Source organism: Alteromonas sp. BZK5 (assembly GCF_014349115.1).
GTDB classification, from domain to species: Bacteria; Pseudomonadota; Gammaproteobacteria; order Enterobacterales; family Alteromonadaceae; genus Alteromonas; species Alteromonas macleodii.
The window spans coordinates 1-24,811 of record NZ_JACSOE010000008.1; the positions used below are offsets into that span (position 1 = coordinate 1).

At 45.8% G+C, this 24,811-nt stretch carries 22 protein-coding genes; 1 reads left to right on the forward strand and 21 read right to left on the reverse strand.

Annotated features, from left to right (window positions below):
• The 6 genes from BIZ39_RS03810 to ubiG form a co-directional block, all read right to left on the reverse strand.
• Positions 1-1,553 (reverse strand): alpha/beta hydrolase family protein (locus BIZ39_RS03810; protein ID WP_187446388.1); only part of this gene is annotated, 1,553 nt, incomplete at its 3' end.
• 95 nt (positions 1,554-1,648) lie between these two features.
• Complete coding sequence (locus tag BIZ39_RS03815; RefSeq protein WP_187446389.1) at positions 1,649-2,308, reverse strand: glutathione S-transferase family protein; 660 nt, start codon at positions 2,306-2,308, stop codon at positions 1,649-1,651.
• On the reverse strand, positions 2,308-2,916 hold the full coding sequence (locus BIZ39_RS03820) for a glutathione S-transferase family protein (RefSeq protein WP_014951078.1): 609 nt from the start codon (positions 2,914-2,916) through the stop codon (positions 2,308-2,310). The genes BIZ39_RS03815 and BIZ39_RS03820 overlap by 1 nt, the downstream gene beginning before the upstream one ends.
• Positions 2,917-3,105: 189 nt before the next feature.
• Entirely contained in the window at positions 3,106-4,119 is a 1,014-nt protein-coding gene (locus tag BIZ39_RS03825; protein ID WP_187446390.1) for a lipase secretion chaperone, read from the reverse strand.
• Positions 4,119-5,108: an esterase/lipase family protein gene (locus BIZ39_RS03830; RefSeq protein WP_222936448.1), complete on the reverse strand. Its 990-nt coding sequence runs from the start codon at positions 5,106-5,108 to the stop codon at positions 4,119-4,121. Before BIZ39_RS03830 ends, BIZ39_RS03825 begins: the two co-directional genes overlap by 1 nt.
• Before the next feature lie 249 nt (positions 5,109-5,357).
• Entirely contained in the window at positions 5,358-6,110 is a 753-nt protein-coding gene (gene ubiG / locus BIZ39_RS03835; RefSeq protein ID WP_187446391.1) for a bifunctional 2-polyprenyl-6-hydroxyphenol methylase/3-demethylubiquinol 3-O-methyltransferase UbiG, read from the reverse strand.
• A gap of 164 nt (positions 6,111-6,274) precedes the next feature.
• Between ubiG and BIZ39_RS03840 the strand changes: the two genes are divergently transcribed.
• On the forward strand, positions 6,275-6,634 hold the full coding sequence (locus tag BIZ39_RS03840; RefSeq protein WP_014951082.1) for a DUF2237 family protein: 360 nt from the start codon (positions 6,275-6,277) through the stop codon (positions 6,632-6,634).
• An 84-nt stretch (positions 6,635-6,718) separates the two neighbouring features.
• Here the strand turns inward: BIZ39_RS03840 and BIZ39_RS03845 are convergent, their stop codons facing one another.
• The 15 genes from BIZ39_RS03845 to BIZ39_RS03915 form a co-directional block, all read right to left on the reverse strand.
• Positions 6,719-8,149, reverse strand: a complete 1,431-nt coding sequence (locus tag BIZ39_RS03845) for an aldehyde dehydrogenase family protein (protein ID WP_061096080.1) — start codon at positions 8,147-8,149, stop codon at positions 6,719-6,721.
• Between the two features lie 32 nt (positions 8,150-8,181).
• Entirely contained in the window at positions 8,182-9,822 is a 1,641-nt protein-coding gene (locus tag BIZ39_RS03850) for an acetolactate synthase large subunit (protein WP_187446392.1), read from the reverse strand.
• A 151-nt stretch (positions 9,823-9,973) separates the two neighbouring features.
• Positions 9,974-10,858, reverse strand: coding sequence for an intradiol ring-cleavage dioxygenase (locus BIZ39_RS03855; RefSeq protein WP_187446393.1), 885 nt, complete (start codon positions 10,856-10,858; stop codon positions 9,974-9,976).
• Between the two features lie 142 nt (positions 10,859-11,000).
• A complete protein-coding gene (locus tag BIZ39_RS03860; protein ID WP_014977648.1) occupies positions 11,001-11,402 on the reverse strand; it encodes a DUF4112 domain-containing protein in 402 nt (133 codons plus the stop codon).
• 93 nt (positions 11,403-11,495) lie between these two features.
• On the reverse strand, positions 11,496-12,575 hold the full coding sequence (gene hemH, locus BIZ39_RS03865; RefSeq protein ID WP_014951087.1) for a ferrochelatase: 1,080 nt from the start codon (positions 12,573-12,575) through the stop codon (positions 11,496-11,498).
• A gap of 212 nt (positions 12,576-12,787) precedes the next feature.
• Positions 12,788-14,389 carry an AbgT family transporter gene (locus tag BIZ39_RS03870; RefSeq protein ID WP_222936449.1) on the reverse strand — a complete coding sequence of 534 codons (1,602 nt, stop codon included), beginning with the start codon at positions 14,387-14,389 and terminating at the stop codon, positions 12,788-12,790.
• Positions 14,390-14,685: 296 nt separating this feature from the next.
• On the reverse strand, positions 14,686-15,567 hold the full coding sequence (gene hflC / locus BIZ39_RS03875; protein WP_039221808.1) for a protease modulator HflC: 882 nt from the start codon (positions 15,565-15,567) through the stop codon (positions 14,686-14,688).
• A 5-nt stretch (positions 15,568-15,572) separates the two neighbouring features.
• A complete protein-coding gene (gene hflK, locus BIZ39_RS03880) occupies positions 15,573-16,724 on the reverse strand; it encodes an FtsH protease activity modulator HflK (RefSeq protein WP_061096083.1) in 1,152 nt (383 codons plus the stop codon).
• 67 nt (positions 16,725-16,791) lie between these two features.
• A complete protein-coding gene (gene hflX, locus BIZ39_RS03885) occupies positions 16,792-18,081 on the reverse strand; it encodes a ribosome rescue GTPase HflX (protein WP_187446394.1) in 1,290 nt (429 codons plus the stop codon).
• Positions 18,082-18,098: 17 nt separating this feature from the next.
• On the reverse strand, positions 18,099-18,347 hold the full coding sequence (hfq, locus tag BIZ39_RS03890; protein WP_014951092.1) for an RNA chaperone Hfq: 249 nt from the start codon (positions 18,345-18,347) through the stop codon (positions 18,099-18,101).
• Between the two features lie 78 nt (positions 18,348-18,425).
• The gene (gene miaA / locus BIZ39_RS03895) at positions 18,426-19,319 is read right to left on the reverse strand and encodes a tRNA (adenosine(37)-N6)-dimethylallyltransferase MiaA (protein ID WP_262385702.1); all 894 of its coding nucleotides are present in this window, start codon (positions 19,317-19,319) and stop codon (positions 18,426-18,428) included.
• Between the two features lie 43 nt (positions 19,320-19,362).
• Positions 19,363-21,222, reverse strand: a complete 1,860-nt coding sequence (mutL, locus tag BIZ39_RS03900; protein WP_187446396.1) for a DNA mismatch repair endonuclease MutL — start codon at positions 21,220-21,222, stop codon at positions 19,363-19,365.
• A gap of 94 nt (positions 21,223-21,316) precedes the next feature.
• Positions 21,317-22,666, reverse strand: coding sequence for an N-acetylmuramoyl-L-alanine amidase (locus BIZ39_RS03905; protein WP_187446397.1), 1,350 nt, complete (start codon positions 22,664-22,666; stop codon positions 21,317-21,319).
• Between the two features lie 85 nt (positions 22,667-22,751).
• Positions 22,752-23,234 (reverse strand): tRNA (adenosine(37)-N6)-threonylcarbamoyltransferase complex ATPase subunit type 1 TsaE, encoded by a 483-nt coding sequence (tsaE, locus tag BIZ39_RS03910; RefSeq protein WP_014951096.1) that lies wholly within the window; start codon positions 23,232-23,234, stop codon positions 22,752-22,754.
• A 74-nt stretch (positions 23,235-23,308) separates the two neighbouring features.
• Positions 23,309-24,808 (reverse strand): NAD(P)H-hydrate dehydratase, encoded by a 1,500-nt coding sequence (locus BIZ39_RS03915; protein WP_187446398.1) that lies wholly within the window; start codon positions 24,806-24,808, stop codon positions 23,309-23,311.
• Positions 24,809-24,811: the final 3 nt, after the last annotated feature.

Sequence of the window (24,811 nt, forward strand, 5' to 3'; positions counted from 1 at the left end):
CCATAGGCACATACTCGCTCTCCATCAACATAGCCCTGTTCAATGGCCCATTTTACTGAATCGTTGATGTCTTTGATCATTGTGCCGCCCCACTCTTGATAACCCAGTCGTTCAAAGCGCTTACCATAGCCGTCACTTCCTCTGAAGTTGACGCGCAGAACAGCAAAGCCTCGGTTTGCCAAAAGCTGAGTCTCAGAATCGTAACGCCAAAAATCACGCGTGCCTGATTGATGTGGCCCGCCGTGAATAACAACAACTAAAGGAGGTTTCTTGTCGCTCTTTTTAGATGCTGGAAGCGTGATGTAACCATTCACTGTTTCGCCGTCATCTGTAGGTATTGCCACAGGCTGCATGCTTAAAAGCAATCGAGGATCTATCCAAGAGCTGTTTGCCCAAATAAACCGAGCACTCAATGTATCGCTATCAAATAAGTAGTACTCTCCGGGGTTTACATCACTGGATACGCGTACCAACAGTGTTTTCCAGTCTTTTGTATGACTTGCAATGGTTGCAGTTTGACCTTTGAACGCTTCAGCTAGCATCTTGTGAACTTTACTCACTTTTGTTTCGGTCTGCGCATACACATAGCTAGATCTACTTGGGTAAGTGATACCTACAGCGGGCATGCCATTGCGGTCTAGAACTACGTATTCAATGTCGGTGGCATGGTCAGAAAACACCCGTTTATATTCCCCCGACTGTAGATGAAGTGAAAACAATGTTGAAATACCTTCATCACCAAAGCGACCGGATAGGTAAACAAATTCACCGTCTTCGCTTTGCCCTAAGGGCAACAGTCCACTTGCGTTCTCAAATGCTTCCTCAAGTGGGATCCACTCATCGTCGTTATTGCTTCTATAGGCAGAGTGTTGAACATTGTTATCATCTCGCCATGTCATAAACTTCACATCGCCAAATTTATTGGCAAGTGCGCTGCTTGAACCATAGGGAAGTACTTCTAGTTTACGTTTCTTGCCCGAGTAAACATTGAGACGGCTAATTAACGCCGGCTTTTCCCGACGGTCGTAATAAAATTTGCCATCTTTTGTCCAAGGGTACTCCACGATTAAAATATGATCGTCGTCATTGTCCAGGAAACTAATGATTTCTTGGCTTGCCTTTGAATCATCTTTGGATGAAATACGGCTCCCCGTTTTCTGGTCGCCGGCGCGATACCCGTAAATCAATTCTCGTTGCGACCCATCAATATTCATAGCGTATAGCTCGCCAGTAGGGATTGGGCTGTCGAGATAAGATTGCTTTTCTGCATACTCAAACACTACGCGTTCGTCATTTACCCAATTGACCGTATGTATAATGTCGTTGTTCTGCGGTCTAATTCCTCCAACAATAGACATATCCTCTGTTTTTAATAGAACGAGAAAAACCCTGCCGTCTACCTGGACTCGCGCAGCAATATGTTTACCGGATGGAGACAAAGCTAGGTCTAGGTAGTCACCGTGCTTGATAAAATATTCAAGAGGCAACTCTTGTGAGGAGAATGCGCTAAGGCTTGTTAGCAGCATTAATACTGAGAGAAGAAATCCTTTCATACTTGTCCTTTATTTTTATGATTTTTTAAAGTTTGTTGATCAATATTACGCCAACAAACTTTTGTTTCAATCAAGAAATTGAAAAACACTATCCATTATTTCGTAACAACATTTTTAGCCCCTTTGATCAGTGCTTCTCTGTCAACTTTATTCGGGATTTCCACTCCTCGTCGTGCGGCTGGCCTCGCTTCAATACTGTTTTTCCAACGGATTAAGTTGTCCAACCCTTCTATGCTTACACCAGACCATTCATAGGTACGTACCCAACACCAGTTCGCCATGTCAGCAATACTGTAGTCGTCGACCAAATACTCTCGATTTTCTAGCCTCCCATCAAGCACAGTAAATAGGCGGCGTACTTCGTTCTGATAACGTGCTATCGCCACCGGAATTTTTTCTTCTAAGTAGCGGTGGAACACATTAGCTTGGCCCATCATTGGGCCTATGCCTCCCATCTGAAACATGACCCACTGTAAAACCTGGCTTTTTCGCTTTGCGTCGGTGGGTAAAAACATACCGCTTTTTTCTGCGAGATAAATCATGATAGCGCCAGACTCAAACACGATGTGACCATCGGCTTCTCTATCCACAATTACCGGAATACGGCCATTGGGGTTCATCGCCAAAAATTCAGGAGTTTTCTGCTCTCCCTTCATCAGGTTTACGGCATGGGCGGTGTATTCAAGCCCCATTTCTTCAAGCGCTACCGACGCTTTCCAACCGTTCGGTGTGGCTGCGGTGTATAAATCTATCATTAGGCTTTTGCACTCTCTCTGTTACTTACCGCCTCATACCAGCGCGCCAGATTGACATGCTCGTCAGTCATACGAATTTTTACCACACGGGCGAAATCCATAGCGCATAACGCGGTTATATCAGCAATAGAAAAGGTGTCACCAGCAATAAACTCTTTAACACCAAGTCGACGCTCTAAAATGTTCAAATATTTCGACGCATTAATACCCGCTTCCTTACCAAATTCAGGAACTGGTGTCATACGATCTTTAAAGTAGCCTGTAGTATGTTGAAAACACATACCAATTTGCATCATAAACGCGAACTCTACTTGTCGTTGCCACATAGAAATAGTCGCTTTTTCAACGGGCGTTGTTCCCATTAGCGGTGGCTCTGGCTGCAGTGCTTCAAAATACGTACAAATGGCATCGGTTTCGGCAATACAGGTGCCGTCATCAAGCTCTAAAATAGGTATCTTTCCCAGCGGGTTCTTCGCGCGCATTTCCGCAGTTAGATTTTCACCCTTTTGAATGTCGACCTGAACGTAGTCAACGTCAATGCCCTTCTCAGCCAAAAACATTCGTACTCGACGTGGGTTGGGCGCAGTCTTCGTTTCGTAGATTTTCATAATGATGATTACGGGCCTTATGGTGATTAGTCAGGAATTGTAATAACCCAAGATTAGTAACTGTGCAGTAGGCTTTCAAATCACTCTGTATATGACTCATACTATTCAGCGCCTTTATGGTTATACCTCTGTATTTTTCGCAGATAGTTAACCAGTTGCAGCTCTTGAACCAGCTCTATCTAAATGCTGCTACAGCGCTGTGAGCACTTTAAGGCGCTTTATTTCATTGTCAGTAAAATGGGCAGATTGATACTCTTGCAGTGCTTCTTCTATTGCGTTTGAATCAAGAGATTGCTGAGCCAAGTTATCGCGGAATGTTTTGTATTCGGCAATTCTGTTTTGCCACTGAGCTTGTTGTGCCCATGTTTTGGAAAAGCGTTCTGCAACTTCGCTACCAAATTCAGCCGCCACTGCGTTATAGCGATCGTTAATAGTGCTGTGGTTGTTTTTTATTTCGTTTATTCGATGCATATTAAGCGTGGGCTGGAAGGCTTTACGTTCGGCAGAGTTTCCCGCTTTAATTGACTCGACGATAAGGGCCTTTCTCTCGTCTCTGGATAAGGTGTTTTCTTGGGCAACACTTAAACGTGCTAGCGCCGCCTCATCTACCTGCGCTTCTTGACTAAACAGATAGTGGTATTCAGTATTATTAAAGTAAGTTCGCCTAATTTCCTCTCGCTCATCTAGCTTAAACGACACATCCTGCAAGCTGTGACTGGCAAGGTCGACGTCCAATTCAACCAAAGACAGCGCCACTTTGTAATCGACATACCGGGCAAATAAGTCGATTGCGTCACCTTGCGTGATGAGTGTGAATACTCCGTGAGCATGGGTTGTGTAGGCAAGTTTCACTGCTTGCGGCACTTCTGAGGAGCGTGTAAATACGAAGCGATCGAAAGCGTCTTTGGTTGAGTAATTGAGTTCAAAGGGAATGAGATCAGCTTTTGTACGATCAGCTGCAATATCAGTGTCACTATCCCGATGACTACCTACATCAGTTACTTGATGTACTGCACCGCCTCCTTCTAACTCATATTCTCCGGCTTTCGCTTGTGCACCTGAGGATGAGCGTTGACTGAAAATTTCTGAATTAGAGGTTTGGGATTCAGACGCTAACTGGTTGTAAAGAATAGCACCGAATACTAAGAGGGCGAGCAGCCCTCCTAGTATTGGAAAAATACGGCGTAATTGACGCTTCTCCACTACAGTCCTAAGCCTTTCAGTCGGTTAGCCTGACGAACAAACACGTCAACTGGGTCGGTTTCAAACCAGTGCGTTATGCCAAAGCTCTGGTTGACTTCATCAAGGTGGTTCATTTTATAGTTGTCTTTAAGTACTTTGCCTAAATGAGAACTACAGGTCGATACTAGCCCATCGTTTGGCTCTTTGAATGCGGTGCCAGTAATAGCTAAGAATGGGTCAACTACATCAAGTGCATTGGTGTAAGTTCTGCCTCCGCTCCACGAGAAATAGTACACGCCATTTTCAGCCAACATTTTTCCATCGTTGCGGCAGTAGGCAGTAGGCATCCCTTCTGGATATTTTTGATTGAAAGCAACAGAGCCAGACGTAGACAATGAATTAAGCGCAGCGATTGAATCTGTAGGTTTGTCTCGCGGATCTGACCCAGAGGCAATCTCGATGATATTGGCGAACGCATTAACTACAACGCCCGCAGCACCCTCGCCCACTGAACCTTCAGAAAAAGCGTCTCGTAGTTCATCTGCCACTTTGCTTCCCCAGTTTACGCCGGCAACTGAACTTACCGAAGCAACCTTATCTGGGGCAACGCTTGCGGCGTAACGTGCCGTTGGACCACCGTGACTGTGTCCAATTAAATTCACTTTGTCAGCTCCTGATAGCGCCAGAACTTCATCAATGTAATCGAGTAACTGTTCACCGCGGACTTCGGTCGAGTTTGCTGGTGAGACCTCTGCGATATAGACAACAGCGCCGTTTCGGCTAAGTTTGTGCGGTACCTTATAGAAATAATCAACAAATAAGATATCTTCGAAACCAAACAGACCGTGAACTAATACAATAGGGTGTTTTGTTTTTGCGTAGGTGCCAGCGTTGGCTTGGCCAGACAAGCCTAATGTCATACTGAACAAAGCTAATATCACGGCGAATTTACCGAACCATGGATTTGTAGAGCGTATTCTTGTAGAGCGTAAGTGGTTATGTAATGTCATCGAGTTTTTCCCATAATTATGGTTATATGTGGCCTGTGGTCAGACCTTTGTTATAATTATGTAAACAAGATGTAAAGATCAACCTTTGTATGAAATCTTTAACAAAGGCTTTTACTGTGTATAGGTAAATTCTCGACGGAGTTAGTTACTATTAGTCAGTTAATTCATAAAGATAGCGTCAGGCATGAAGTATGTTAACTCATACCATTTGCACTAAACATACAGGGAATAAATAATACTTATAGTTGCTTATTTATGTTTGGAATATGCTTGAACGTAGTTTACGGCCAGGCTCGAAGTGGTTAGCCACTCTCCGTTAAGTGGGTTTAGCCTCATACCGACCTGATACTTAAGGGTAAACTCATTTCCAATCCAGCATTTTAATTCGCTGGGCTTAACAAATTTCTTCCAGTCATGGGTTCCTATTGGTAAGTAGCGCATTACGTATTCCGCTCCCACGATGGCAACAACATAACTTTTCAGCGTGCGGTTCAGCGTCGCCAAAATCAGCAGGCCACCCGGCTTAACCAAACTTGCGCACTCGCGCATAAGCTGCTGCTGGTCAGGCACGTGCTCAACAACTTCGGCGTTAATTACCACATCATATTGCCGACCTTCTTCTACTACCTCGCTTGAGAGTTTATGCTGATAGTCTACCTTTACACCTGTATTTTGAGCATGGCGCTTTGCCACTTCTACACTCACCGCACTGGCATCTATTCCCGTAACTTGAGCGCCTAATTTTGCTAGCGGTTCGCTTATTAGCCCACCGCCACTGCCAATATCTATCACAGATAAGGCGGAATAATCGGGAGGCAAGTTGCCCTGACCGAAATGATTTTCTATTTGTGCTTTTATAACGTTTAGTCTTGCCCGATTAAAATCCAGCGCGGTTTTGTATTTGCCTTCTGGGTCCCACCAAGAGTCAGCCAGCGCATCGAAGCGCGCAACCTCTTGTTCAGAAAAGTTACTGTCGCCTGTTTTTTTGCTTTTATCGAGCACGATTTTTTACCTTAAAACGTAGTTACCGTAGCGCTTATTGTTGACCCTTGTCGAGCAGGGTCATAAGGTGGATAGATAAGGTTCTATTCATCCTAAATTCGCTACTTGGCGATTTGAATAAGACATACCTATTAAACCATACGTTGTAAAAGAGGGTTCTGATTTTGGCGAACGCAAAAAATGTTTATGGACGCCCACTCCAGCTATGCTGTGGAAATACTGGATTTACGCGAGAAGGGTTTTGCTATGTACCAGACGCTGATGTGGGTAATCACAGCGTATGCGCGGTTGTCACTGACGAATTTCTTCAGTTTTCGCTACGACAAGGCAACGACCTCATCACGCCGTGGCCTAGTATGACATTTCCTGGCCTGTTAGCAGGCGACAGATGGTGTTTGTGTGCCGCTCGCTGGCTACAAGCCTATGAGGCAGGTGTAGCGCCGAAAGTACGCTTGGAAGCCACACATGAAAAAGCGTTAGACATTATTCCACTTTCACTGCTAGAAGAGTACGCGGCAGATTAATCTAAACCTGCCGCCTCGCCCTCGAATGCTTATATTCGCACTATTGCGCGAACATTGCTTGATTGAGCAGTGAAACTCAATCTACTACTGAGGAGTACGAATTACCATAAGGCGAGTCTCAGACATATCTTCAATCGCATAGCGAATACCTTCGCGACCTAAGCCTGAGTCCTTCACGCCACCATAGGGCATGTTGTCCACCCGCCAGCTAGGTACATCTCCAATGACCACACCACCAACGTCAAGCACGTCCCATGCTTTGTGCGCTTTGTATATATCGCGGGTAAACACACCTGCTTGAAGTCCGTAGCGGCTGTTGTTTACTTCTTCAAGCGCTTCGTCATAGTCATCGAATGGCACCAGAATAGATAGAGGGCCAAACGCTTCTTCGGCACTGGCATCACAATCCTTTGGTACATTTTCCATTACCGTAGCCTCAAGCATGGCGCCGTCTCGCGTTCCGCCGCATAGAATGGTGGCACCTTTCTCTTTTGCTTCTTCAACCCAGCCGTGAAGGCGCTCTGCTTCGCCTTCTGAGATCATAGGGCCAATAAAGGTGTCTTCATTAGACGGGTCGCCAGACACTAACGCTTTCACTTTTTCCACATAGCGCGACTTAAACTCATCGTATATTTTGCTATGCACTAAAAGGCGCTGAACACTTATACAACTTTGCCCTGATTGATAATAAGCTCCGACAATTACCCGGTCGATGGCGTCTTCAATATCGGCATCTTCATCAACTACGCATGCGGCGTTACCGCCAAGCTCCAATACCACCGGCTTCTTTCCTGCTTTTGCTTTAAGCGCCCAGCCCACATCAGGTGAACCTGTGAAGCTAAGCAGTTTTAGTCTTTCATCAGTAGTGAATAAGTCAGCGCCGTCGCGGCTACAAGGTAGAATAGAAAACGCGCCTTTGGGTAAGTCAGTTTCAGCTAATACCTCGCCGATAATGAGCGCACCAATAGGGGTTCGCGAGGCAGGCTTAAGTACAAAGGTACAGCCTGCTGCGATTGCAGGAGCCACCTTGTGCGCAGCCAAATTTAGAGGAAAATTAAACGGCGATATAAATGAACATGGACCTATAGGGACCTTCTTGGTCATGCCCTGATAACCTTTGGCACGCGCCGAGATTTCTAAATTCACCACCTCGCCGTTAATACGCACTGATTCTTCTGCCGCTATTTTGAAGGTATCGATAAGGCGGCTGACTTCGCCCTTAGCGTCTTTAATTGGCTTACCAGCCTCTATACAAAGCGCTTGTGCCAACTCATCGGCTCTTTCGGTAAAGCGCTTCACACAGTGCTCTAGCACCGCTTGTCTTTCGAAAGGAGCCATGGCGGCCATCGCAGGCTGCGCTTCTTCTGCTGCAGCAATGGCCTTATCGATGGTATCCGCATCGGCCATCGCCACCTTGGTTGCTACCTCTCCGGTGTATTTATTAGTCACGTCCAAGTCGGTATTGGCATAATGCGGCTCACTCGCTAAATAATAGGGATAGCTTTCCTTCAACATTTTTTACTCCTTACCTTTCTGTTACGTTTGGCTTAAAGCTTGGCGCTAAGCTCTTTAATCGTATGATTTAGTGTTTTGTCATTCATACTGTAATCAACTGGACAATCGATAATATGTACGCCTTTTGTGTTCAAACACTTATCAACTAAGTGAATAAGTACATCCGCGTCGTCAACTCTCCAGCCCTGTGCGCCGTAACTTTGTGCGTATTTAACAAAGTTGGGGTTGCCATAATCTAAACCAAACTCATCGAACTGCATGTTTGCTTGTTTCCACTTGATCATTCCGTACGCATCGTCGCGCAAGATGATCACCACAAGGTCAAGCTTAAGCCTAACGGCAGTCTCAATTTCTTGGCTATTCATCATAAAGCCGCCATCGCCGCATACGCTTACCACAGGGACATCAGGCTTCACTAGTTTGGCTGCTATAGCTGATGGCAAACCGGCTCCCATTGAAGCCAGTGCGTTGTCTAAAAGCAGGGTATTCGGATGATATGCGGGGTAATTTCGGGCAAACCATATTTTATATACGCCGTTGTCTAACGTAACAATGCCGTTATCAGGCATAACTTTACGAATATCGCGTACAAGACGTTCTGGTAAGATAGGGAATCGATTATCGTCTTCTGCTTCAGCACGGTGATCTACATAGGCTTGATGCACATCTTTGTAGAAGTCGAGTTTCCAACTGTCTTGGGGAGTGATGCCTTCTTTTATTTGCCAGATGCTGTTAGCAATATCTCCAACGACTTCGAGTTGCGGGAAGTAAACAGGGTCTACGGCAGCCGAATCAAAGTTGACATGAATCACTTTTTTATCGTTGTGATGCATGAAGAACGGTGGCTTTTCTACCACATCGTGGCCTACGTTGATAATAAGATCGGCACGCTCTATTGCCCTGTGTACAAAGTCACCGTCAGACAGAGCAGTGTTCCCTGCAAAGCGCGGGTCGCTTTCGTTTAGTACCCCTTTGCCCATTTGGGTGGTAACAAATGGAATGCAGGTTTTATCAACAAACTCCCTGAGCATTTTCGCTGTTAGCTTTCTGTTTGCTCCGGCGCCAATCAATAACAAAGGTGACTGGGCTTCTTCAATCATGGTAATCGCAGCAGCAATTGCTTTGTATTCGGCGATAGGTCGACGGGCCATGCTAGGTGTTAGTATTTGGGCACTGGTTTGTTCTGCGGCAATGTCTTCTGGCAGTTCAATGTGTACAGCGCCCGGGCGCTCTTCATGGGCTAGACGAAATGCCTCTCGCACAGTAGAAGGAATTCTATCGCCACTCACAATCTGGTTGGTGAATTTAGTGATCGGCCGCATCATGTCAACGATGTCGATAACTTGAAAGCGACCTTGCTTGCTGGTTTTGATCGGCTTTTGCCCGGTAATCATCAACATTGGCATTGCGCCAAGTTGAGCATAAGCCGCGGGAGTAACTAGATTAGTGGCCCCGGGTCCTAAGGTCGAAAGGCATACTCCCACTTTTCCGGTAAGCCTGCCGTAAGTAGCAGCCATAAAACCAGCGCCTTGCTCGTGACGAGTCAGCACCAGTTTAATAGAGGACTCGCGAAACGACTCAAGTAAGTCGAGGTTTTCTTCACCTGGGATACCAAAGACGTATTCCACGCCTTCTGCTTCTAACGCTTTAACAAATAAATCGGACGCTTTCATGTGCTGCACGCTCCTTGTAATTTGAGCAGAAAATAAAGTTCTTATTAGTTGTGCTACGAAACAATGCTGCGAATGGGTTTACTGTGCGTAATAAAATGCCCGTTGCTAACGGGCATGTTAAAAAATAGTGTATAGGAGAGAAAAAGGAAGTCTAATCACTGATTATTATGCGCTTGTATGCGAGCAAAGAACCATCTTCGTTTTGTGACACACTAAATGTATATTCATTGTAGTCACTGCCAAACGCTGTATCTTGCCCCAGCAACGTGTCTGGCTCACCCCGGTGACTGTAGTCGGGATGATTGGTACAAATGTCTTGGCAAAAGCTATCGGAAAAGCCAAATTGAGAAACCAATTGATCAGTATTGTTGCGACGTATACGAAAATGGATGTGGATAGCTCGGCTGCTGTACCAGCCGGGAAAACAGCTTTTTAGGTTTATTCTTCCGCTAGCATCTGTCACCGCAATACCTCTGAACCACTTCGCACTTAATGCATCCACTTCATTTCCCGTGCAAAATGCCGAATTAAATCCGCTGGCATCGGCACTATCACTGGTATCTCCTGAATAAACGCCATCTACATCGCAATGCCATACTTCAATTTCATAACCCGATAGGGGATTACACGCTTCATCAATTAACTGAAGACACAACATCATCGGCAAACCTGTTTGCTCATATGAGATGTCGTCAAGATAGTCACTTTGAAAATAGCACGGGCCTTCCGTTTGAGAACCTGTGAGAGCCACACTGCATACAGAAGCAGTGTCAAATAAACTATCGTCTGGAAAGTCTGACGTCATAGCTGACGTGCCACCGCTTGCCCAACCGTCAAAATCTTCTTCAGGTTCAGCATTTGAATCGGTGTCGTTATTGGAAGATGAGGAGTTAGATGCTGTGGAACTTGTAGAGGTGGAATTAGAACCTCCACAACCCCACAACCCGATAGCAATAGGAGCCAATGTAAGCCCCACCGCTGTTTTCATAAAGCGGCGTCGCTTGAGCGGCTTTTCCGTTAATTTTTTTGATGTCATCGTGCGTTGCCCTTGGTTGTCTTTGCAAAAAAGACATTTAGCTAAAGGACAAGGTTCTCTTATTTACTCAAGCTTTACGTAGCTTTACACAGTAAATAAGCAAAGTGAAAAAAGCGCAGGTATTTGGGTAACTAAACCTAGGTTATTCAGCACTCCATTCGGATAGTGCCTTCTGTGTTACTTTATCTACCTCATGTTTATTTTCGCTTATCCACCAGCGCTCCATAATACGGACATTTTTCTGATTGGCTTTATAGAATATATCCACAATGTCGCCAACAAATGGAATAAAACCTAAGCCAAAGTCGATTGCTGAGTTTTTTACCATTTGAGCTATTAGCGCTTTGGGCATACCCAATGATTTTCCCAGCCAAACTATTCGAAGTGAAACGAAGAGCATCAGCGCGTCACCGGCTCCTGGGATAAGGCCCACGATTGAATCCAAGCCTATTCTTATTGGGATAAAAGGGAGCTTTACAGCAGTATCCAGCAAGTTCGCCAGTTTTTGCGCTTTAAGTAGTGCCTTTGGTGCTTTGCCTTCCACGACCTTATCTCCCTTTTAATATAATAAATGCGCCACCAAGGGTGATTTCCCTATTGGTTTTCCTCGAAACGTTTACTGTCAGCTTTTCAAACGCTACTTTTCAGCGCCTAACGCTCTTGCTAAGCCTGCGCGCAAACCGTTGTCCGACTGTACTGTCCACCCATGCAGGTTTTCTTGCACTATGTCAAAAAGCACGTCTATGTGTTCTTTGTCACTGTTAAGTGCCGCGATATATTCATAGCGTTCACCGCCAGCCTCCATAAAGTACTCGCGATTCTCTTCACCAATTTCTTCAATCGTTTCCAAACAATCGGCTGAGAAGCCAGGGCACATAACCTGAATGGATTTCACCCCTTTTTCAGGTAAAGACTTTAACGTTTCATCTGTATACGGTTTCAACCACTCTTCTCGACCAAAACGAGATTGGAAGGTTGTCATATATTCGTCGTGTGAAAGGCCAAGTTTCTCGGCAAGCAAACGCGACGTTTTGTGGCACTCGCAGTGATAGGGATCACCATTCATTAAATAGCGCTTAGGAATTCCGTGGTAAGACAAAATAAGCTTGTCCGCTCTTCCATGGGTTTCCCAATGCGCTTTTACTTTGTTCGCCAGCGCGGTGATGAAATTATCGCGGTCGTGATAGTGATTCACGAAGCGAAGTTCAGGTAACCAACGGCGAGAGGTGAAATCCTTAGCGATAGCATCAAATGTGGAGCCAGTTGTCGACGCGCTGTATTGAGGGTAAAGCGGTAAAACGACGAGTTTGCGTACGCCTTTTTCCAACATGGACTCGATGGTATCACCTATGGCGGGCTTGCCGTAGCGCATGGCAAAATCGACAATTACGTCATCACCATATTGGGCTTTGCAGCGTTCAGCAATAGCTGATGCTTGCGCTTTAGTAATAGCCATAAGTGGAGAGCCTTCTTCTGTCCATACGGTGGAATAAGCCTCTGCCGAGCGCTTGGGGCGAAAGTTTAGAATAATGCCATTTAATACAAACCACCAAATCGCTTTAGGCACTTCCACAACCCGCGGGTCAGAAAGAAACTCTTTCAAATAAGGGCGTAACGCCTGCTTAGTTGGCGCTTCCGGTGTCCCCAAATTCGTTACCAGTACGCCAATTTTATCTGGTTGCCCGTGAGTAAAACCTTTGTTCGATTTGTATTTCATGTATTCATAGTCCGAGAAGTACTGCGCTATATCCGTATTATACTGAATTACCTTAGATTATGATCTGCTATAACGCCAAAAAAGTGCGATTGCGCTAATAGATTTTAGGCATTAAAAAAGCGACAGGTGTTCTAAAATACTTTTCAAAAACACATGCCGCTTTTTTAGTTTGCTGCCGCATTAAGCGTGTGGCAGCACGTAAAGCTACCTATTTAAGGCTGATAGTAAGTCGCTGCGCCCGGGCCTACCGGCATACCGAGTAAGAACACCCAAATGTAGAACAAAATTGTCCAACCTACGATAAACACCATTGAGTAAGGCAGCATCATGGCAATGAGCGTGCCCATTCCCAAGTCTTTCTTGTACCTTGCAGCCATGGCTAAGATTAGTCCGAAATAGCTCATCATAGGTGCGATAACGTTTGTAACTGAATCACCAATACGGTATGCAGCTTGAATCACTTCAGGCGCGTAGCCTATGAGCATGAGCATTGGCACAAAAATAGGTGCTGTTACTGCCCATTGTGCTGATGCACTTCCTAGCGACAGGTTCACTACACCACACATCAAAATGAACAGAATAAACACCGCTGGGCCATCTAACCCTGCCGCTTGTAACGCCGCAGCACCTTTAACTGCTAATACTGTGCCTAAGTTTGTCCATTTGAAAAACGCAACAAACTGCGCAGCAAAGAATACTAACGTTATGTAAAGACCCATTGCCCCCATGCTTTTAGACATGGCATCAATAACGTCTTTATCATTTTTCATCGACTTGGTGACTTTACCGTAAACAAAACCAGGAATAGCAAAGGTGATAAAGATGAATGCAACAATGCCTTTAAGGAACGGAGAGCCCGCTACTTCACCTGTTTCTGGATGACGCAATATACCGTTTTCTGGCACTACCGTTAGCGCTAATATCGCGCAAACTATAACAAACGATATCCCTGCCCAACGCAGGCCTTTCTTTTCTAAATCCGTAGGCGCGTCCATTGATTGCTTGCCTAAATCTATGGAAGCATCAGCAGGGTCAAATTTACCGAGTCTCGGCTCAACAACCTTTTCGGTGACCAACGCTCCCATTGTGGCTACAACGAAGGTACTGATGAACATGAAGTACCAGTTTACTTCTGGGCCTACCATATAGTCGGGGTCAATCATGTGAGCAGCGGCTTCCGTGATACCCGACAACAGTGGGTCAACAGTTCCAAGCAGTAGGTTGGCGCTATAGCCAGCCGATACACCTGCAAACGCGGCGGCCAGACCCGCTAACGGGTGACGACCTAACGAGTGGAAAATCATCGCTGCCAGTGGAATAAGTACCACGTAGCCAAGCTCTGATGCTGTGTTTGAAATGATACCTGCGAAGACGATAGCAAAGGTCACGGCACGTTTAGAGGCATTCATCACCAATGCGCGCATAGCTGCCGACAAAAGGCCAGAATGTTCTGCTACCGATACACCAAGAAGCGCAACAAGTACGGTACCCAGCGGCGCAAAGCCAGTAAAGTTGGTGACCAAACCCGTTACTATTCGCTGCAAACCTTCTGCGCTCATCAGCGATATGACTTCAATCATACCGTCTTCTTCGCGCCCCTTTGCACCTATTGGGCGAGGGTCAGCCACAGCAATGTCAAAGTAACCAAGTATCCCACTAAGTAACACTATAAAAAGTGAAAGCAGAGCGAACAGCGTTACTGGATGTGGGAGCAGGTTTCCTAACCATTCCACCGTGGTGAGAAATCGCGAGAATAACCCACCTTGTCCGCCCCTATCATCGGCAGACACTGTATTTGTATTTTCCGTTGTCAAAATCTTCCCTCTGTCGTTTATTGACGTCTACCACACCAAGGTTAATGCTGGGAAGGCATCAACCTTGTACATAAATAGTGACGTGTTTTAATAATATTCAGGTGGTATTTTACCCGATTCTGTGAAAATTTGGCAGTAGGTAGGGTAAATGAAGGGTTAAGTCAGTGTATATTTTCCTAAAATTGCCCGGCTACGCTGATTAAATATAACCCGCTATATCATACCTTTAGCCTTTTGAAAGGCGTAAAAAAACCAGTCTAAAAAGACTGGTTTTTAAAGCTTCAAATTACGGCTATTTAGTTACCGTTTGACTTGTTCATATACTTGAAGAAGTCGCTATCTGGTGCAATAACCATGACATCTTGTTTGCTGTTAAAGCTTTGCTTATACGCATCCATACTGCGCAGGAAGCTGTAAAAATCAGCGTTCTTTGAGTAAGCGTCAGCGTAAATTTGTGCCGCAATCGCATCACCTTCACCGCGAAGTTGTCGAGCATTACGCTCAGCATCAGCAAGCATTACCGTTACCTTAGCATCGATGTTCGCCTTAATGACTTCGGCTTGCTCTTGACCTTCTGAACGGTGCTCACGAGCTACGGCGGCACGCTCTGCGCGCATACGCTGGAAGATCGAGTTGCTCACCTCAGTAGGTAAGTTAATCTGCTTAACGCGTACGTCTACAATTTCAATACCAAGCTCGTCAGACGATGTAGAAGCTTGTTCCATTGCTTGGTTCATAAGCGCTGAACGCTCACCAGAAACGATTTGTGCAATAGTACGAGTACCAAACTCAGAACGTAGGCCGTTGTTTACTTTTTGCTTCAGTAGCGCTTCTGCTTGCAGCTTGTTGCCCCCCGTTGATAGATAGTAACGTGCAAAGTCTTCTATGCGCCACTTAACATAAGAGTCAACAATCAGGTCTTTCTTCTCGCTTGTTACAAAGCGGTCTGGTGATCCATCTAACGTTTGAATTCGCGCATCAAGAACACGGACTGAATCGATAAATGGAAGTTTAAAGTGAAGGCCTGGTTCAAATACTTTTGTATCGCCGGTCGCATCGTCTCTTTGCACTTTACCAAACTGAATAACAATGGCGCGCTCGCCTTCTTTAACTGCAAACAGTGAGCCTGATGCAAGCATTACAAGAAGAACAAATACTGCAATTAACAAATTCTTCATTGTGCTTATCTCCCCTCTCTGTAGCTATCGCCACGCAAGCCCATACTTGGCGAGCTGTTGCGGCTGCGGCCGTTAGCATCAGTTACTGGTGCTTGTAAGCCTTCCAGTGTATTGCGAGTATTCTTGTTATTAGTTGATTGCTGGCGTTCCATAATCTTATCTAAAGGCAAATACATCATGTTATTGCCGCCTTTACTATCAACCATGATCTTGCTGGTATTACCCAACACTTCTTCCATGGTCTCTAGATAAATACGCTCGCGAGTAACTTGAGGAGCACGCTCATATTGTGGAAGCAGCTCTTCAAAACGTGCCACTTCACCCTGCGCTTCCAACGTTACACGCTCTTTATAGGCTTGCGCTTCTTCATTCATACGATTTACTTGACCACGTGCACGTGGCTCAATCTCTCTCGCATAAGCTTCAGCTTCACGAATGAAGCGCTGTTGATCTTCCTGTGCAGCAATGGCATCATCGAATGCATCTTTAACTTGCTCAGGTGGACGAGCATCACGGAAGTTCATATCGATAATGGAAACACCCATGTTGTAGGGTTCAATGATAGCTTGTAGCTCTTCCCAAACGCGCTGACGCGTTACCTCACGACCGTCAGTCAACACATCATCCATCTTAGAGTGACCAACAACGTAGCGAATAGCACTATCAAGCGACTGGCTTAAGCTCTGCTCAGGGCTTTCAACGGCAAACGTCCAACGATACGGATCTACAACGCGAAATTGCATTTCCATTTGAACGCTTACCACGTTTTCGTCTTCTGTAAGCATAGAACCTGAAGATGACTGGTCGCGAATTGACTGAACATCTACAGGAATAACTGAATCAATAAACGTTGGTGCCCAACGAAGACCTGGTTCAACCTGCTCGTGATACTCACCAAAACGAAGGACTACGCCGCGCTCTGCTTCACGAATGGTGTAAAAGCCACTAATGAACCAAATTACGACAAGTAAACCTACAAGAATACCAGCACCAATACCGCCTAGGCTTTTGCCTGAGCCGCCACCGTTGCCACCTGACTTTCCAAACTTACCAAATAAGTTTTTAAACACATCGTCCAAATCTGGGGGACCTTGCTCTTTCCCACCGCGATTCTTCCACGGGTCGTTATTATTGCCACCCGGCTCATTCCAAGCCATGCTGATACTCCATAGATTACTGTTATATTTTTGAATTTCGCATGCTCAATGCAGTGACTAGCACTGACTAATGTCGCACAACATACTCTGATATTCCGTTTTCCAGACGCTTTTCAAGCCTGTTCCAGTCAGCGGCGGGCATTCTTACATCAACTACCCAGTCTCCCTGACTGTCGTATTCTTCACTAGCAATACAGTTTAGTTCGAACAACACGCCGCGCAATCGACTTTGTGCAGGCGGAATCTTCAACGTGTAATTCACCATGCTTTTACCTAAACATTCGGTTAAAGCTTGGCTCAATAATTCCGTTCCTTCGCCTGTTTGTGCAGATAGCCACACTCTAACAGGCACGCCTTCGTCGTTTCTTTCTATACGCGGTTGAACGTCGTCTAGTTTATCAATCTTATTACAGATTAGTAATTGTTGAATCTCTCCAGCTTCAATTTCTGCAAGTACATCATTAACTTCATCCATGGTTTCGCGATATTTTGCATCAGCAATATCAACCACATGGAGCAGTAAATCTGCTTCTTGAGTCTCTTGAAGCGTTGCTTTAAACGCAGCAACGAGGTCGTGGGGAAGATGACGAATAAAACCAACCGTGTCGGCCAAAATAGCGGGACCAACATCTTTTAACTCGATTTTACGTAACGTGGGATCTAGCGTTGCAAACAGCTGATCGGCAGCGTAAACGTGTGAATCGGTAATGGTGTTAAACAGCGTCGATTTTCCCGCATTCGTATAGCCAACTAAGGATACCGTTGGAATTTCAGCGCGTTTGCGCGAGCGGCGACCCTGCTCGCGTTGCTTTTGCACTTTTTCCAAACGACGAAGAATGGCTTTAATACGACCACGAAGTAGTCGACGGTCAGTTTCTAGCTGTGTCTCACCTGGACCACGAAGACCAATACCACCTTTTTGACGCTCAAGGTGGGTCCATCCTCTGATGAGACGAGTTGAGATATGCCTCAACTGGGCTAGTTCGACCTGGAGCTTCCCCTCGTGTGTTCTTGCGCGCTGCGCAAAAATATCAAGAATTAGCCCCGTTCTATCTAACACCCGGCATTTACACACCGCTTCTAAATTACGCTCCTGAGAAGGAGAAAGCGCGTGGTTGAAGATAACAACGTTGGCATCGTGAGCTTTCACTGCCGCTGCTATTTCCTCTGCCTTACCTGAACCAACAAAAAACTTAGCATGAGGCGCACTGCGCGAAGTCGTAATAACTTCTACCGCATTAACCCCTGCTGAAGACACAAGTAATTCAAGCTCACTTAAGTCTTCTTTACTGCTCTCGTCGGAAAAATTAACATGAACAAGTACAGCCTGTTCACCGGCTTCATAACGGTCAAACAAGCGCGTTACCTTTTAAATTATTCACCTTTAGTATTTTCAGAATCTCCTGCGCTAGGCATTGTGATAGCGCGTGCTGGAACAACAGTAGAAATCGCGTGCTTATACACCATTTGGCTTACTGTGTTCTTCAGTAAAATTACGAACTGGTCGAAAGACTCAACCTGTCCCTGAAGTTTAATACCGTTTACCAGATAAATTGATACTGGAATCCGTTCCTTACGCAAAGCGTTCAAGAATGGGTCTTGTAAAGATTGCCCTTTAGCCATTTGATATCCTTAGTTTTTATTATTCGTGATAGGAATTTCACTATCACTGCACGTCTAATATATACCACACTCAAACATTTAAAGTGTGACTTTCGCTGTAATTTTAGTCAAATTATCGTTAGCAAATGTGTCTAGCCATGTAACCTGCTCCCAGCCCCGTAACCACGTGAGTTGACGCTTGGCGAGCTGTCTTGTAGCGATAATGCCTCTTTCACGCATTTCTGCGTAACTCAATTGGCCGTCTAGGTACTGCCACATCTGTCTGTACCCTACCGAACGAATAGAAGGCAAATCTTCATGAAGATCACTGCGTTCGTAGAGCTTTACTACTTCTTTCTCGAACCCTTGCTCCAACATCAAATCAAAGCGGGTCGCTATACGTTCGTGCAACACTGCCCTGTCTGCGGGCGCTATGGCAAATTGTGCAATGTTATAAGGGCACTTTTCACCCTCTTGTTGTTGCCAATGTGTCAACGTCTTGCCGGTACTCCTATACACTTCCAGCGCACGGGTAATTCGCTGTGGGTCGTTGGGGTGAATTCTCTCACCACTAATTGGGTCTACACCACGTAATTCATCGTGTAATTTAGACCAACCCAAGCGTTGTGCCTGCTGTGTTATTTCGTCCCGTATCTTTTCATCTGACTTAGGTAGTGGCGAAATTCCATTTATCAAGGCATTAAAGTACATCATTGTACCTCCAGCCAAAATTGGCACCTTGCCACGCGCTAAAATATCGCCAATAAGCGCATTGGTGTCGTTTACAAATCGCGACACCGAATAGCTTTGAGCAGGATCAATAATATCAATAAGATGATGCACTACACCTGCTTGCTCTTCCTGCGTAGGTTTAGCAGTGCCGATGTCCATACCTTTATATACAAGGGCTGAATCAACACTAATTACTTCGCTTTCAACCTTGGCCGCTATATCAAGCGCCAAGCCTGTCTTGCCTGATGCCGTGGGGCCCATAATTGCTATTACTGGCAATGCAGAATTTATGCCATTGGACACCTTATTCTCCCCATACATCCAGCACTGAATTCAAAGGGCGCACTTTAGCAAATTGCTCAATAATTTCCCATTGTTTCACTTCGCTCTGCTGATCCAACCAGTACCACAGCGCATTCAATGTCGCTTCATCTAAAACATGTTCAGGCAAAACCAATGACTTTACGGCATCATCAAGCGAATTTACTTCATCATTTAGTTCAACTAATAAAAAGTATTCAAACCACTTCAGCCACGGCAAGTGCCTGGTGCCGGCTGGCACCTGTTGCAGCCGATATTTGCCAGCCACTTTATTCACTTCAAAATGCGCGTCGTTTAGCAGTGTAACCAGTTGCTCATTGACGTTTTTGAGTGAAACAGCAACGGGCATTAACAACGGTTGCCCATGCTGCGCTTTTAAAAATAGTTCGCTTAACCAGATATTTGCAACTTTAGTTGCATAAAGAAGGTAAATTTTTTCTGATTTTGGGTAAATTCTACTCTGGGAAGTTAGATTAACGTGCTCTACAACGGGCATCGGGTCTGCATTGTTATTAATAATGTCGCTATTTGGCGTCATTAACGCATTGTAATTTGACTGATATGCCGCGGTTGGCCCTCGACTTTGCTTATGTGCAGCGCCACCACTTCGTCCACTACTGGCACTCCCCGAGGAGGTATTTCTTGGACTGCCTGTAAATTGTCCATAAGGCTGTGGCGCGCCTTGAGAGACTCCCCCCGTCGAGTAACGAGAAGACTCGTTGAACGCCTGTGTATTATCCGAGGTTTGATTCTGTAAAGGCCTAATGTAATCGTGTTCTACCTGAGAAGACATGAAATCTGAGCCCGAAGGACGGTTTGCATCCATTCCTGATAAAGGCTGTTCTTCGGTCATGGCGTGCAGCGCATCACTCACGGTTTTACAGATAAAGTCGTGTACCAATCTGCCTTGTTGAAACCTCACCTCATGCTTGGCGGGATGAACATTTACATCCACATCTTTAGGGTTAACCGTTAAGTACACCACAAAGCTTGGTTGCTCCACCACACCCCAAACGCTTTCGTACGCTTGGCGAATAGCGTGCATAATAAGCTTATCTCGCATGCCTCTGCCGTTAACAAAACTGAACTGGCAATCATTACTGCTGCGAAGCATGGCCTCATTACCTAGCCAAGCATCAATGTGAAGACCTTCATACTCGGTACTAATATGTACGGCGTTTTGAACAAACTTTTGTCCAACCACAGCGCCAATTCGGGTGGCTAAACTGCCTTCCTTATCGGCGATAAAGCGCTTTGCTACTTTATCGTTGTGTTTTAAAACAAATGAAACCTTGGGATAGCTCAGTGCTATGCGTTTTATGACTTCTTCAATATGCTGAAATTCGGTTTTTTCGGTGCGTAAAAACTTACGTCTTGCTGGCGTGTTGTAAAACAGATCTGCCACGTCAATTGTGGTGCCAACAGGGTGGGCCGCTGGCTGGATATTTACCGCCATTTCCCTACCCTCACAGTAGGCCTGCCACGCCTCACCTTGAGACTCAGTGCGCGATGTCAGTGTTAACCGGCTTACCGAGCTAATACTGGCTAGCGCTTCGCCACGAAAGCCAAGAGAGAGAATTTGTTCTAAGTCATCCAGAGTGGTGATTTTGCTGGTTGCATGGCGACTCAATGCCAGCTGCAGTTCACTTTTGACAATGCCAGACCCATTGTCTTTTATTCTGATGCGTTTGTGGCCACCTTTTTCGATATCGATTTCTATTTTGGTGGCACCAGCATCAAGGCTGTTTTCTAGTAATTCTTTAACCACAGACGCGGGGCGCTCAACCACTTCACCCGCGGCAATCTGGTTTGCAAGTTGGGGAGATAAAAGCTGTATAGGCAAAGGACTACCCTATGAAATTAACTATATGGATTTGTGGCGATACGACATGTAAGTGCAACAAGTGCTGAAAAAGCCTATGGAACAAAACTTTGGTTTATGTTCTCGGAATATTTAGTACCTGGCCTACTCGTACAACATCACTTGAAAGATCATTCGCTGCTTTGATACTGCTTACTTTTACATTGTAACGCTGTGCTAATAACGAGAGCGACTCGCCGCTTCTTACTTTGTGCGTTCGGTTATTCGCCCTTTCTTGTGCCCACAGTGTACCATCAGGGGGAACTTGCTTGAAGTAACGCTCAGTCGCATTAAACATGGCATTCGCTAAGCGTTCGCGATGTTTAGACCAGTTCAGATTCTTCTCTTCTTGCGGATTAGAAATGAAGCCTACTTCAACCAAAATAGAGGGGATGTCAGGCGCTGTCAAAACTGCAAAACTGGCGGCTTGTGGCCTTCTCTTATGAAGACTGGTCACCTGCTTTAATTCTTCTACCACTTTATTGCCTAAATCGTGGCTGGTCGCCATGCTGTGATCCATCGATAAACCCAGTATGGTTTCAGTTAGATATCGCTCGCTTGACTTGTCATTGATAACCTCAGCAGCTCCACCTAATAGTTCCGAGTGGCGTTCAGATTTTTCTAGCCATCGACCTAGTTCGGTATCGGCTCTTCGCATGGATAATACCCATACCGAACCGCCACGTGGTTGAGGCTGACTAAACGCATCGGCGTGAATAGAAATAAGCAGGTCGGCTTTTTTCTCGCGCGCAATTTCAGGGCGTCGATTAGGAGAGACATAATAATCATCGCCACGGGTCATGATAGCGCGCATGCCTCGCTCCCGATTTATCATGTCTTCCAGCTTTTTAGCGATACTCAGCGTGATGTGCTTTTCATAGGTACCAGCCGGACCAATTGAACCTGGGTCATGACCACCATGCCCGGCGTCGATGGCGACGATAATGTCTCGGTCTCGGGCGCTGGTAGAATCATCAATAACGACAGAGCCAGTTGATGCCGACGCTGATAACGTTGGCGGCGGCTTCGGCGCGCTATCTGGTAAATCGACAACCAGCCTGTGTCCGTAAGCACCATCGGGGGTTACTGCAAATAACGAGGGCTTTGTATTTCTATTAAGCTCAACAACCACTCTTGCAGATGACTTGTTTTTCGGCGTGGAGTAGCGCAGCTTTTTAATCAAATCACCGCTGTTTTCAATACCAGAAAGCTTAGCGGTGTCGCTGGTGTTGTTAAGATCGATGACAAGCCGAAGCGGATTTTTAAGTGTAAAATAGGTGAACTCTGGCGCTGATTTCATATCGAAAACAACGCGCGTATTGTCCGGCGACGGCCATATCCTAACCCCGTCGATGTTATTTTGCGCACCGTGTGCGAATTGCACGACGAAACACAATAATAATACCGAAACTATACTGCGCACCATAATTAGCCTTTCTGTTATTGTTATGCTGCTCTCGTCAACTCCGGAGCGGCTATTTATTCAGTTTTTCTTTCATTTCGCATTTGCGCTAAACGCGCTTGCATTGCTGAAGCAATTTAGCACCGTGGGCACTTTTTGCTTCCAAATTAAACTGCCTACCCGATGGCGTAATATTTATACTAATCACTAAGTCTGGGGATGCCAAGTATTCGCCCCCTTTTTCCGACCATTCAATAAGCGCGATAGCGCCCGAACCAAAGTAATCGCGAATTCCCATGAACTCTAACTCTTCTGGGTCGGCTAAGCGATACAGGTCGAAGTGATAGATATTGACGCCATCCAACTCATAAGGTTCAACCAATGTATAGGTTGGACTTTTAACGCTACCTGAATGACCTAAAGATTGAATGAAATATCGGCTAAATGTCGTTTTCCCTGCACCTAAGTCGCCGTTTAAATAAATAACAGCATCGGTAGGGAGTTGACTCGAAACAGCCTGCGCTAAATCTCTGGCAAGCTGCGCAGTATCATCTACTTCATTAGCAAAAAAAGAGGTATGCGGGTAAGACATCAACAATATTCCACAGTAATAGAAAGCCGAATAACACAGTAGATGCCTGCCCGTTCAAGACAAAACCACGCTAACTAGTGGTTTATAAGCGCACGTACTGCGTCAAACAAATCGCTCGCTATCATACCACGTTGACCATACAGTTGGGCAATATCATCGCCAGCCTTAGCATGAAGCACTACACCATATTTCGCTGCAATATCTGTTTCTACGCCTTGCGCGAGCAACGCGCCCAATATTCCGCTTAATACATCACCGCTTCCTGCGGTAGCCATACCTGGATTACCGTGACGGCAAACCCAGGTTTTCTTTTCATTGTCGATAAGCGTGCCCGCCCCTTTTAGTACACAGACCGCATGGTATCGCTGTGAGCACTGCCTTGCGTAGTTAAAACGGTCGCTTTCTACATCATCAATAGAAACACCGAGTAAACGCGCAGCTTCGCCCGCGTGAGGGGTTAAAATACTGTCAGACAAGGTGTACGCGGTTGACTGCTTACACAATAGATTTAGCGCGTCAGCATCAATGACCACAGGCTTATTTTGGCTTTGACAGTGTTTCATGGTGGTTTCAAATGCGCTTTCTGCCCATTCATCTTGCCCAAGACCGGGTCCAATAACCACACAGGTTGCCCAAGCTAATGCATCTTCCAAATTAAAGTCGGTGACCATGAGTTCAGGTCTGCCTGCACTGACCTGAATGACTGACGACTCATGGGTATACACGCGTACCATGCCCGCACCACTTCTCAGTGCGGCTTCACTGGCGAGTCGAATGGCACCTGCTGTTCCGCGGTTACCGCCAATGCACAACAGTCGACCATAAGTCCCTTTATGACTGTTAATCTCCCGTGGCCCCATACCTTTAAAGTGGTCGATATTTAGCATGGTCGCGCTCGCTTTAGCTAATGCTTGGAACGCTTTGCCGATACCCAAATCCGCATACACTAACTTACCGCACGATTGTTTACCCGCACCAGTAACAAGCCCCGGCTTAATGCCTACAAAAGTAACGGTGATATCAGCCTGAACACATCGCCCTAGGCTCTGTCCTGTATTTGCATCAAGCCCTGACGGCACATCAACGCTTACTACCGGTGTTGATGACGCATTCACCGCATCAATGATGTCTGCAAACTCATTGCGAATATAGCTATTAATACCTGTACCAAGAAGCGCATCAATCACTACGTCAGACTTCTCGAGGAGCGCAGCGTCAAACCCATTGATACTGCCTCCTGAATCGAGCCAGCGCTGCTGTGCTTTGCCAGCATCACCTTCCAGCGTACGTTCAGGCTCAACCGCACATAAATGCACTTGTTTACCCGCAAGTTTTGCGTTTATTGCTGCAATGTAGCCGTCACCCGCATTGTTACCTTGGCCCACCAGCACTAAGTAAACGTCTGAGTTTGGCATAAGCTCAAGACACTGCTTAAACACCACATCACCAGCTCGTTGCATCAAGGTGAACATATCGCAGCCCGAATTCGCGGCGGCTTGTCCCTCATTTTCCCTAACCTGATCGGCCCGAAATAATTTGTATGATAAACTTGACGTTAATTGAGTATCTAGCATGAG

Excerpts from the sequence above, each read along its gene's own strand:
- BIZ39_RS03815 (WP_187446389.1), bottom strand. The coding sequence starts at position 2,308 with ATGATAGATTTATACACCGCAGCCACACCGAACGGTTGGAAAGCGTCG.
- BIZ39_RS03905 (WP_187446397.1), bottom strand. The coding sequence starts at position 22,666 with ATGGTGCGCAGTATAGTTTCGGTATTATTATTGTGTTTCGTCGTGCAA.
- hemH (WP_014951087.1), bottom strand. The coding sequence starts at position 12,575 with ATGAAATACAAATCGAACAAAGGTTTTACTCACGGGCAACCAGATAAA.
- miaA (WP_262385702.1), bottom strand. The coding sequence starts at position 19,319 with ATGGGCCCCACGGCATCAGGCAAGACAGGCTTGGCGCTTGATATAGCG.
- BIZ39_RS03845 (WP_061096080.1), bottom strand. The coding sequence starts at position 8,149 with ATGTTGAAGGAAAGCTATCCCTATTATTTAGCGAGTGAGCCGCATTAT.
- hflC (WP_039221808.1), bottom strand. The coding sequence starts at position 15,567 with ATGAAGAATTTGTTAATTGCAGTATTTGTTCTTCTTGTAATGCTTGCA.
- BIZ39_RS03855 (WP_187446393.1), bottom strand. The coding sequence starts at position 10,858 with ATGACATCAAAAAAATTAACGGAAAAGCCGCTCAAGCGACGCCGCTTT.
- BIZ39_RS03830 (WP_222936448.1), bottom strand. The coding sequence starts at position 5,108 with ATGACATTACATAACCACTTACGCTCTACAAGAATACGCTCTACAAAT.
- BIZ39_RS03820 (WP_014951078.1), bottom strand. The coding sequence starts at position 2,916 with ATGAAAATCTACGAAACGAAGACTGCGCCCAACCCACGTCGAGTACGA.
- BIZ39_RS03850 (WP_187446392.1), bottom strand. The coding sequence starts at position 9,822 with ATGAAAGCGTCCGATTTATTTGTTAAAGCGTTAGAAGCAGAAGGCGTG.
- tsaE (WP_014951096.1), bottom strand. The coding sequence starts at position 23,234 with ATGTCTTACCCGCATACCTCTTTTTTTGCTAATGAAGTAGATGATACT.
- hfq (WP_014951092.1), bottom strand. The coding sequence starts at position 18,347 with ATGGCTAAAGGGCAATCTTTACAAGACCCATTCTTGAACGCTTTGCGT.
- hflK (WP_061096083.1), bottom strand. The coding sequence starts at position 16,724 with ATGGCTTGGAATGAGCCGGGTGGCAATAATAACGACCCGTGGAAGAAT.
- BIZ39_RS03915 (WP_187446398.1), bottom strand. The coding sequence starts at position 24,808 with ATGCTAGATACTCAATTAACGTCAAGTTTATCATACAAATTATTTCGG.